The 10,145-nt window shown below is 69.0% G+C and carries 12 protein-coding genes; 11 read left to right on the forward strand and 1 reads right to left on the reverse strand.

The genetic code is table 11. The features are described from left to right. Positions 1-9: 9 nt before the first annotated feature. From ureE to ACJRPG_RS07205, 4 genes are read left to right on the forward strand one after another with little or no spacing between them, the layout of a single operon-like run. Positions 10-513, forward strand: coding sequence for an urease accessory protein UreE (gene ureE / locus ACJRPG_RS07190; protein WP_407999357.1), 504 nt, complete (start codon positions 10-12; stop codon positions 511-513). Next, the gene (locus ACJRPG_RS07195) at positions 513-1,187 is read left to right on the forward strand and encodes an urease accessory protein UreF (protein WP_407999389.1); all 675 of its coding nucleotides are present in this window, start codon (positions 513-515) and stop codon (positions 1,185-1,187) included. The genes ureE and ACJRPG_RS07195 overlap by 1 nt, the downstream gene beginning before the upstream one ends. A 10-nt stretch (positions 1,188-1,197) precedes the next feature. Continuing rightward, positions 1,198-1,842, forward strand: coding sequence for an urease accessory protein UreG (gene ureG / locus ACJRPG_RS07200; RefSeq protein ID WP_407999358.1), 645 nt, complete (start codon positions 1,198-1,200; stop codon positions 1,840-1,842). Next, positions 1,839-2,405 (forward strand): HupE/UreJ family protein, encoded by a 567-nt coding sequence (locus ACJRPG_RS07205; RefSeq protein ID WP_407999359.1) that lies wholly within the window; start codon positions 1,839-1,841, stop codon positions 2,403-2,405. The genes ureG and ACJRPG_RS07205 overlap by 4 nt, the downstream gene beginning before the upstream one ends. Before the next feature lie 3 nt (positions 2,406-2,408). Here ACJRPG_RS07205 and ACJRPG_RS07210 read toward each other — a convergent pair whose 3' ends face one another. After that, positions 2,409-2,963 carry a 1-acyl-sn-glycerol-3-phosphate acyltransferase gene (locus tag ACJRPG_RS07210; RefSeq protein ID WP_407999390.1) on the reverse strand — a complete coding sequence of 185 codons (555 nt, stop codon included), beginning with the start codon at positions 2,961-2,963 and terminating at the stop codon, positions 2,409-2,411. A gap of 205 nt (positions 2,964-3,168) precedes the next feature. Here ACJRPG_RS07210 and ACJRPG_RS07215 point away from each other — a divergent pair, with 205 nt between their 5' ends. The 7 genes from ACJRPG_RS07215 to ACJRPG_RS07245 form a co-directional block, all read left to right on the forward strand. Beyond that, positions 3,169-4,527, forward strand: coding sequence for a sigma-54 dependent transcriptional regulator (locus ACJRPG_RS07215; RefSeq protein WP_407999360.1), 1,359 nt, complete (start codon positions 3,169-3,171; stop codon positions 4,525-4,527). Between the two features lie 289 nt (positions 4,528-4,816). Further along, the gene (locus ACJRPG_RS07220; RefSeq protein ID WP_407999361.1) at positions 4,817-6,547 is read left to right on the forward strand and encodes a hypothetical protein; all 1,731 of its coding nucleotides are present in this window, start codon (positions 4,817-4,819) and stop codon (positions 6,545-6,547) included. Next, complete coding sequence (locus tag ACJRPG_RS07225; protein ID WP_407999362.1) at positions 6,544-6,978, forward strand: hypothetical protein; 435 nt, start codon at positions 6,544-6,546, stop codon at positions 6,976-6,978. Before ACJRPG_RS07220 ends, ACJRPG_RS07225 begins: the two co-directional genes overlap by 4 nt. Next, complete coding sequence (locus tag ACJRPG_RS07230; protein WP_407999363.1) at positions 6,975-7,646, forward strand: C39 family peptidase; 672 nt, start codon at positions 6,975-6,977, stop codon at positions 7,644-7,646. The genes ACJRPG_RS07225 and ACJRPG_RS07230 overlap by 4 nt, the downstream gene beginning before the upstream one ends. Positions 7,647-7,655: 9 nt before the next feature. Then, the gene (locus tag ACJRPG_RS07235) at positions 7,656-8,063 is read left to right on the forward strand and encodes a hypothetical protein (protein WP_407999364.1); all 408 of its coding nucleotides are present in this window, start codon (positions 7,656-7,658) and stop codon (positions 8,061-8,063) included. A gap of 28 nt (positions 8,064-8,091) precedes the next feature. Next, complete coding sequence (locus ACJRPG_RS07240; RefSeq protein ID WP_407999365.1) at positions 8,092-9,396, forward strand: acetate kinase; 1,305 nt, start codon at positions 8,092-8,094, stop codon at positions 9,394-9,396. A gap of 73 nt (positions 9,397-9,469) precedes the next feature. Further along, the coding region (locus ACJRPG_RS07245) for an MBL fold metallo-hydrolase (RefSeq protein ID WP_407999366.1) at positions 9,470-10,145 on the forward strand (676 nt) is incomplete at its 3' end.

Consider the following 10,145-nt stretch of genomic DNA (forward strand, 5'->3'; position numbering starts at 1 on the left):
AACACCCTTATGTTAACACTCCATACCAAAGTCCCTGTTGCAGAAAGCATCGCCGCGAAACTGGTTCTGCCCTATGAACTGCGCGAGAAATGCCGCCTGCGCGCGGTGCTCGATACCGGCGAAGAAGTGGCGGTATTCACGGTGCGCGGCACGGTGCTGCGTAACGGCGAGCTGCTGAAAGGCGATGACGGGCGCGTGGTGCAGGTGCTCGCCGCGCGTGAAGCCACCTACCGCGTCAGCTGCGCCGACCCGCAGGCACTGCTGCGCTGCGCCTTCCACCTGGGGAACCGGCATACGCAGGCGCAGGTGGGCGAGGGCTTCCTGCGCATCCGCGCCGACGCTGTGCTGAAGGACATGCTGCTAGGCCTTGGCGCGCAGGTTGATGAGGAGTCCGCACCCTTCGAGCCGGAATCCGGCGCGTACGGCGGCGGGCACCACCACCATGAGCATGGGCATCCGCTTGCGCCGGTTCCGCTGCGCCAGAAAATCCATCGTCCCGAGGGTGTGCAATGATCCAGGCCGCGCAGCTGCTGCACCTGCTGCAGATTGCCAGCCCGGCGCTGCCGGTCGGCGCCTACAGCTACTCGCAGGGACTGGAGGCCGCGCTGGAGCAGGGCATGGTGCACGACGCGGAATCGGCGCGCGAGTGGATCGCAAGGCATCTGTCGGAAATCGTCGCGCGCTGGGAGGCGCCGCTGTGCTGGCGGCTGATGCAGGCCTTCACGCGGCGCGACGCACAGGCCGTGGCTGAACTGAGCGAACGCTGCCTGGCATCGCGCGATACGGCGGAGTTCCGCGCCGAGAGCGTGCAGATGGGCTTCTCGCTGAGCCGCCTGATCGCGGAACTGGGCATTGCGGACGAAGGCGTGCTGGCCATGCTGGACCAGGAGGTGCCGCTGCCCGCCGCCTATGCCTGCGCGGTCGCCGCGCTCGGCATCCCGCATGAAGAGGCCTTGCTCGCCATGCTGTTTTCCTGGACCGAAAACCAGGTGCTGGTGTGCGTGAAATCGGTGCCGCTGGGGCAGGTGGCGGGCCAGAAGCTGCTGCTGTCGCTGCAGCCCGCCATCGAAGCAGCGGCGCTGGCCGCCCAGTCCATCGGCGAGGCGGACATGTCGAACTGGGCGCCGGGACTGTCCCTGCTGTCGATGCAGCACGAGGTGCAGCACGGCCGTTTATACCGATCCTGAGAAGGGAACCATGATGCAAACTTCGAATCCGCTGCGCGTCGGCATAGGCGGGCCGGTCGGCTCGGGCAAGACCGCACTGTGCGAAATGCTGTGCAAGGGCATGCGCGAACATTACGACATGGCCGTCATCACCAACGACATCTACACGCGGGAGGACATGGAGATCCTGCTGCGCGCCAATGCGCTGCCGGCCGAAAGGCTGATGGGCGTGGAGACGGGCGGCTGCCCGCACACGGCCATCCGCGAGGACGCCTCCATCAACCTGGAAGCCATCGCCCGCATGCAGGCCGATTTCCCGCAGCTGGAACTGATCCTGGTCGAATCCGGCGGCGACAACCTGGCCGCGACCTTCAGCCCCGAACTGTCGGACCTCACCATCTACGTGATCGATGTGGCGGGCGGCGAGAAGATCCCGCGCAAGGGCGGGCCGGGCATCACGCGCTCGGACCTCCTCATCATCAACAAGACCGACCTGGCGCCGCACGTGGGGGCCAACCTCGACGTGATGGCGCAGGACGCGAAGCGCATGCGCGGCGGGCGTCCCTTCATCTTCACCAACCTGCGCAGCGGCGACGGCGTGCCGCGCGTGATCGACTTCATCCGCGAACAGGGCCTGCTGGGCCCCGGCGCGCTTGCCGGCAAGGAGACCGCATGAACCGTAACCAGACCGCCGCACGCTTTGCGGCCGCGGCTGCCGCGCTGGCCATCAGCCTGCCCGCCATGGCGCATCCGGGCCATGCCGGCGCGGCGGACAGCTTTTTCGCCGGCCTCCTGCATCCGCTTACCGGACTCGACCATCTGCTCGCCATGCTGGCCGCCGGCGTCTGGAGCGCACGCCAGCAGCGGGGCGGCCGAGAGCTGCTGCCGGCCTTCCTGGGCATGATGCTGCTGGGCGCCCTGAGCGTCGTGGCGGGGCTGCGCATTCCAGGCCTGCAGACGGGCATCGCGGCCACCGTGGCGCTCAGCGGCTGCCTGCTGGCCGCCGCGGTGCGCATGCCCTCGTGGGCCGGCGCTGCGCTGCTGGGCCTGTTCGCCGTGCTGCATGGCAGCGCCCATGGCCACGAACTGCCGCAGGCCGCCAGCGCGGCGGGCTTCATGCTGGCGAGCGCGCTGCTGCTGTGGACCGGACGGGCCATTGGCAAGGTATCGGCGGGCGGGGTGCTGCGCCTGGCCGGCGCGGCGATCGCCGCTGCCGGGGTGGCGCTGATGGCGCTGTGACGCTCAGCGCGGGTGTTCGCGCCGTTCGCTGAGGATGATGGGGGCGGCCTTCTCGGGATGCTTGCCCAGGTGGCCTTCGAACACGGCGCGCAGCGTTGCCATGTCGGCTTCCTGGTCGCCGCTAAGGGTGACGTGGTCGACCACGCTCAGCACCTTGTTCGGATAGTCCATGTAGATCAGGCACAGCGGCACCTTCGCGGCCACGGCCAGGTGGTAGAAGCCGCTTTTCCAGTGCGGGCGGTAGCCGCGCGTGCCTTCCGGCGTAATCGCCAGCCAGTACCAGTCGGCCGCGTTCATGCGTTCCGCCTGGCGCTGGATCATGCCGGTGGCGGCGCTGCGGTCCACCGGCTGGCCGCCCAGCGCCAGGAACCACTTGCCGAGCAGGGGAATGCGGAACAGCGAATCCTTGGCCAGCCAGCGGAAGGGCAGGTCGAGCGCCCATTTGCCGAACACGCCGACCATGAAGTCCCAGTTCGAGGTATGCGGATAGATCACGGCGATGCCGCGCGGGCCGGGAAGCGGACGGTAGCGCATATTCCAGCCGAAGGCGTTGAGCACCCTCAAAGCCAGCCGCTGCTTTAGTGTTGGCAGTTTGTCCGGCGTTAGCCTATATTGATCCATACGTTCTCCCCATTTGATGCCAGGTTTGCACCATTAATAAATTTTTATTTCATGTGGTGAAATCTGCGGACGCATTCTATCCGGGCTTGTGACGCACAGCAAGCAAGCATCGGGACTGCAACCATCACGGGAATCGCGAGACATGACATCACGACAGCTCCTGTGCGTGAGCGCCAACCGGCGCTTTCGCACCGAAGAGCTGGGGGAAGGGGTAGGGGATTTCGACGTTTGCGTAAAGGCTGGCTGGATGGAGGCGGCGCAGTGGCTGCGCCACAACAGTCCCCTGGTCGGCCTGCTGGTGTTGGACGAATATATCGGTGATTTCGACGAGGCCGAACGTTTCCTGCACGAACACGGGCGGGTGAAATGGACGGCGCTGGTGGATGAACCGGCCCTGCAGTCGCAGCGCTGCCGCCAACTCGTGCACGAATACTGTTTCGACTACCACAGCAGGCCCGTGGATCCCTTGCGGCTGCGGCATGCCCTGGGCCATGCCTACGGCCTGGCCTGCCTGCACCAGCTGCCGTCCTCCGGCTTTTCCACCAGCAGCATGCGGCTCACCGGCAGCAGCCGCCCGATCACGCAGCTGCGCCGCCAGATCCGCAAGGTGGCGGCGGCCGATGCGCCGGTGCTGATCTGGGGGGAAAGCGGCACCGGCAAGGAGCTGGTGGCGCAGGCCGTGCACGAGCATTCGCTGCGCGCCGGCGGCCCCTTTGTTCCCATCAACTGCGGCGCCATGCCCGCCAACCTGATCCAGTCCGAGCTGTTCGGCTACGAGCGCGGTGCGTTCACCGGGGCCATGCGCAGCAAGCCGGGCCTGATCGAATCGGCCTCCGGCGGCTCGCTGTTCCTCGATGAAATCGGCGACCTGCCGCTCGAGCAGCAGAGCAACCTGCTGCGCTTCCTGCAGGAGAAAACCATCTACCGCCTGGGCGGCACGCGCAGCATACCGGTCGATGTGCGCGTGATCGCCGCCTCCCACGTCAAGCTGCACGAAGCGGTGCAGCGCGGCACCTTCCGCGAGGACCTGTATTACCGCCTGAACGTGCTGGGCCTGGAAGTGCCGCCGCTGCGCGAACGCAGCGACGATGTGGTGCCGCTGGCGGAACACTTCTTCCACCATTACGCGGCCGAGCGCGCCGGGCGCGTGAAGGGCTTCAGCGCGCGCGCCCTGGCCGCACTGCGGGCCCATCACTGGCCGGGCAATGTGCGCGAACTGCTGAACCGGGTGCGCCGGGCCGCCGTGATGGCCGAAGGGCACCTGATCCTGGCGCAGGACCTGGGCCTGGACAACGAGCCGGCGCCGGCGCTGCAGGAATGCCTGGACGGGGCGCGGGTGCGCGCCGAACGCAGCGCCATCGAAGCGCGCCTGCGCGCCGGCAAGAGCATGACGGCGATCGCGCGCGAACTGGGCGTGTCGCGGATGACCTTGTATCGCCTGCTGGCCAAACACAGCATCGAGCTGCCATCCCGCAAGCGCGCAGCGCAGGATGAGGCCTGAGGCGCGGTATGGCTGTGTCTCCATGTCACTCGGCTGTGACAGGACCGCAATCTCCACTTCTCCTATGACGCGCGCTTGCGTCCGCGTCACGTTCCCGTGACAGCCGGACCCGGCGTAGGCGCGCATTCCGCTGCCACATAGGGCATATTCCTACAAATTTGCCAGCAATATCAAGTGCTTATGCATCAGGGCGCCCGACTGGCATCAAGTTTGCGACAGGAGGCGGGAACCGGTGCGCCGGGCGGCGGCCGGTCGTTCTCCCCCCCCAATCATTTCAGCGAGGAATAACATGAAGAAATCGATGTTAGCTACCGCCATTGCCCTGGCGCTGAGCGCGAACGCCTATGCGCAATCGACCGATCCCAGCGTCACGCAGACCGGCCCGGGGGCGCAAAACAACGGGGCCGGCACCGCCAGCCAGGACTCCAGCACCAACACCAGTTCGGCGGACAACAACAACAACAGCTCGGGCGCGGCACGCGCGCTGGCCGAAGGGGCCGCCGCCGCCAACAACGGCGCCACCGCCACCGCCACACTGAGCGACTCCTTCAATTCGTCCAGCGCTACGGCGACCAGCAGCCTGTCCGGCACCGTCACCAACAACCAGATCAATAACATCGGCAATATGGCCACCAACCATGGCAGCGCCAACGGCGGCAAGGGCTATGGCGGCACCGGCGGCGGCGCCACCGGCGGCGATGCCTACAGCAAGGGCGGCTCCGGCGCCGGCGCCCATGGCGGCGACGGCGCACGCGGCGGCGACGGCGCCTATGCCACGGCCGGCAATGCCTCCACCGGCCATGTGATGGGCGGCAAGGGTGAAGGCGGCAGCGGCGGCAGCGGGGGGTATGCCGCGAACGCGGCCAGCGGCGCCGGCGGGGCCGGCGGCAGCGGCGGCTATGGCGGGGCCGGCGGCGCCGGCGGCGCCGGCACGGGCGGCAGCGGCGGCTACGGCGGGGCCGGCGGCGGCGCCAGCGGCGGCAGCGGCGGCAGCATCGGCGATTCGACCGGCGGATCCGGCGGCAACAGCGGTAATGCCTATGGCGCGAACGGCGGCGATGGCGGCCGCACCGGCTGGGCTAGCGGCGGCAAGGGCGGCAGCGGGGGCGGCGGCGGCAGCGGCGGGGCCGGCGGCGCCGGCGGCTATGCCGAAGTGGGCGGCGCCTGGGCCGGCAGCAAAGGCAGCGGCGGCGGCGCCAGCGGCGGCCCCGCCACGGCCACCGGCACCGTCAGCGGCGGCAGCGGCGAAACGGCCGGTCCGCCGCCCACCATGGGTGACCAGACCACCAGCGCCGGCGGCGGAGCCGGCACAGGCGGGGCCGGCTCCGGGGGCGCGGCCACCGCCACGGCGGGCACCGGAACCGGCGGGGCCGGCGCTGCGGGCGGCAGCGGCGGGGCCGGCGCTGCGGGCGGATCGGGAGCCAGCGCCTCGAATAGCGGCGGTGCGGGCGCGGCCGGCGGCGGCAATACCACGGGTGCCGGCGGGGCCGGCGCGGCCACCGCCAGCACCAGCGGCGCCGGCGCGGCTGGCACCGGCGGCGCCGGCGGCAGCGGTGCGGCCGGCGGTGCGGGCACGGCCTCGGGCGGCGCCGGTGCGGCCGGTGCGGCCGGCGGCACGGGCGGCAGCAGCGGCCTGGCGTCGAATACCGGCGGCGCCGGTGCGGCGGCCGGCGACGGCACGGGCGGCGCGGCCACCAGCGGGGCAGCGACGGGCGGGACCGCGACGGCCGGTGACGGCGGTGCGGGCGGCGCCGGCGGCGGCGGCAATACCGGCGGCGCAGGCGGCGCAACGGGCGCCAACACGGCGGGCACGGCAACGGGCGGCGCCGGCGCGGGCGGCACCGGCGGCGCCGGCGGCACCAACAATGTGAACGCCGGCACCTTCGACATGTCCAACACGATGAGCAGTGTGGGGCAGTCGGCGGCGGGCATCATGGTGGTCAGCCAGAACAACGGCTTCTCCTCGCTGATCCAGCAGAGCGTCAACGTGCAGGCCAACCTGGCCGTGGGCAGCAGATGAACGCCTTCCGTACCATCCGGCGCCATGCGGCGCCGGTGCGGCAGGGCCGGTCCGCCGGGACCGTCCTGCTGTCTCTGCTGTGCCTGCCGCTGGCGGCGGGCGCGGCAGGGGTACCGGAGCCACCGGCAACCGTATTGCCGGTGGCGGCGCTGCTGCAGGGCATGCTGCCTGCGCGGCTTGCCGCGGCGCCGGCGGGCGCACTGCCCGAACAGCAGCTGGAGGCGCAGCGGGGCGGCACGGACCGCCCGTGGAGCGATATGAAGCTGGGCGGCACGGTCAGCGGCAACAGCGCCACCAATGTCGTCACCGGCGCCAACCTGATCTCGGACGGCGCGTTTGCAAATGCGAACGGGCTGCCCATGGTCATCCAGAATTCCGGGGCCAATGTGCTGATCCAGAACGCGACCATCGTCAACATACAGATGAAATGAAGCTGCGCCTCGTCCTCGCGGGATGCCTGCTCGGCGCCCAGGCCGCTGCAGTGGAGCTGCCCAATGTGGGCGGGGCCAGCTATTCGCTCCGCGTGACCAGCCTCAAGGAGGCGCGCTTCCTGACGACCGTGCGCCAGCAGTATGACTTCAGCTGCGGTTCGGCCGCGGTGGCAACGCTGCTCAGCTACCACTACAACTATCCGGTGACGGAGCAGCAGGCCTTCCGCGAAATGTTCCTGCAGGGCGACCAGGCCAAGATACGCCAGCAGGGCTTTTCCCTGCTCGATATCAAACGCTTCCTGGCTGCCCATGGTTTCATGGCGGATGGCTTCCAGCAGCCGCTGGACAAGCTGGCCGAGGCGCAGTTTCCCGCCATCGTGCTGGTGATGGAGAACGGCTACCGGCACTTCGTCGTGGTCAAGGGGGTGCAGGCGCAGCGCGTGCTGATCGGCGATCCGTCCGGCGGCACGCGCGCCATCGCGCGCAGCAGCTTCGACAGCATCTGGCAGAACCGCCTGCTGTTCGTGATCCACGGCTGGCCCGGCAAACCGGCGTTCAACGCGGCGCGCGACTGGCAGGTGGCGCCGCGCGTCGCGCCGGGCGAGGTCATCGAGCGCGACAGCCTGTGGCGCGTCACCATGCCCAAGCTTGGCAACGGTGAATTTTAAGGAAAGAGCATGCAACGCCTTGCAATCGTCCTTTTGCTGTGCGCCGCCCTGCCGGTGGGCGGCGAGGAACTAGCGGGCTGGGTGCCGGTGCCGGATGCCGCGCTGGACGAAGCGCGCGGCGGTTTCGACGGCCCGCCGCTGGTGACGGCGCTGAGCATCGAGCGCCTGGTCAGCGTAAACGGCGCCGTGGTGGCCGAGCGGCAGCTGAACCTGCCCGACCTGGGACGCGCCTTGCCCGTCGAGGCCTTGCGCAGCGCAGCGCTGGAACCGCTGCTGGTGCAGAACAGCCTGAACGGCCAACTGATCAGCAGCCAGACCACGATCAACACCACGGTCAACAGCCTGTCGGCGCTGACCAGCCTGAATTTTGGCGACAGCTTGCGGCAGAGCCTGTCGCAAGCCGTGACGCCGCGCTAGCGCGGCTACAACAAGGAGGACGTACAGCATGCAGCTTGCCCAGACCCTGCGCGCCGGATCAATCGGCCTGGCCCTCATCATGAGTCCCATTGCCCTCGCCGTGCAGGAGGCGGCCGACCCCCGGTCGGCCGACGAGCTCGCTGCGCAACTCAAGGTACTGAAGCAGGAACTGGCGGCGCAGCGGCAATTGCTGCAGGCCCTGCAGGCCGAGCTGGCGGCCCAGCGCCGCCTCGGCGACGCCCAGCTGGCGGCGGAGCGGGGCGCCGGGCCGCAGCAGGCGGCGCCGGCGCAAGCCACGCCGGCCGCCCCGGCACAAGCCGCTCCGGCCGCCCCGGCGCGCGAAACCGTGGGCCAGGCGCCGCGGCGCGACGGGCGTCCGCCGGAAGTCGCGCCCATCTTCGAGGCGCCCGGCGTGCTGACGGCCAAGGGCAAGTATGTGCTGGAACCCTCGCTGCAATTCGGCTATTCCTCCAATAACCGGGTGGCGCTGGTGGGCTACACCATCATTCCCGCATTGCTGATCGGCCTGATCGATGTGCGCGAGGTCAAGCGCAACACCGTGACCGGCACGCTGGCCGGGCGCTTCGGCCTGAGCAACCGTACCGAGATCGAAGTCCGCCTGCCCTATGTCTACCGCTCGGACTCCACCGTGAGCCGCGAGCTGTTCACGGGCACGGCGGTGGAGCGCGTATTCGACACCAGCGGCAAGGCGCTGGGCGACGTCGAACTGGCGCTGCGCCACCAGCTCAACGACGGCGGCGTCGACAAGCCGTATTACATTGCCGGCCTGCGCGTGAAGACCCGCACCGGGCGCGATCCCTTCGAAGTCGTCACCGACTGCACCCGGCGCTGCGTGGGCGAGAACGCCAGCGGCACCGGCCTGCCGCTGGACCTGCCCACCGGCTCGGGCTTCTACAGCCTCCAGCCCAACCTGACCTGGCTGTTCCCGAGCGACCCGGCGATCTTCTTCGGCAGCATCAGCTACCTGCACAACTTCAAGCGCAGCAATCTCAGCCGCCAGGTGCTGGCGGGGGAATTCGAACCGCTGGGCGAGGTGAAGCCGGGCGGCGTGGTGGGCTTCAATTTCGGCATGGGTCTGGCGCTGAACGAACGCGCCTCGCTGAGCCTGGGCTACGACCATGCGTCCATGGGACGCACCAAACAGAACGGCGCCGTGGTGCCGGGCTCGGTGCGCACCCAGCTGGGCACCTTGCTGATGGGATTTTCCTACCGCCTGAACGCCAAACGGACGCTGAACGTGGCGGTCGGCGCCGGCCTCACGCGCGACACACCCGATATCACGCTTTCCGTGCGGCTGCCGATGAATTTCTGAGCCCCTGACGGAATCTTGCCGTTTACGCTATCTTAGCGTTCCCGGCAATATCCAGAATAGGGAACTCAGAATGATGAAAACTCTCGCGGCCCGCCGCACCGTACTGTTTACCGCGCTGGCCCTGGCTGGCAGCCTGGCTTTCGCCGCCGCGCCCATGGTCAAGACCCAGGCGCCCGGCTACTACCGCACCATGCTCGGCGACTTCGAAGTGACCGTCCTGAACGACGGCACCGTCGACCTGCCGATGGACAAGCTGTTGCATGCCAAACCGGCCAAGACCGAAGCCGCCTTCAAGAAAAGCTTCCTGAAAGCGCCGATCGAAACCTCGGTCAACGCCTTCCTGATCAACACCGGCAGCAAGCTGGTGCTGGTGGACACGGGCGCCGCCAGCGCCTTCGGCCCGACCCTGGGCAAGCTGATCGCGAACCTGAAAGCCGCCGGCTACCAGCCCGAGCAGATCGACGAGATCTATATCACCCACATGCATCCGGACCACGCCTCCGGCCTGGTGCTGGGCGACAAGGCGGCCTTCCCGAACGCGGTGGTGCGCGCCGACAAGCGCGACGCCGACTTCTGGCTGAGCAAGGTGAACCTGGAGAAAGCGCCGGCCGACAAGAAAGGCTATTTCCAGGGCGCGATGGGCGCCTTCGGCCCGTATGCGGATGCCGGCAAGTTCCAGCCCTTCGAAGGCAGCACCGAGCTGGTGCCCGGCATCAAGGCCAGCTCCAGCTTCGGCCACACACCCGGCC

It is taken from the genome of Pseudoduganella rhizocola, assembly GCF_045984285.3.
GTDB lineage: Bacteria > Pseudomonadota > Gammaproteobacteria > Burkholderiales > Burkholderiaceae_D > Rugamonas.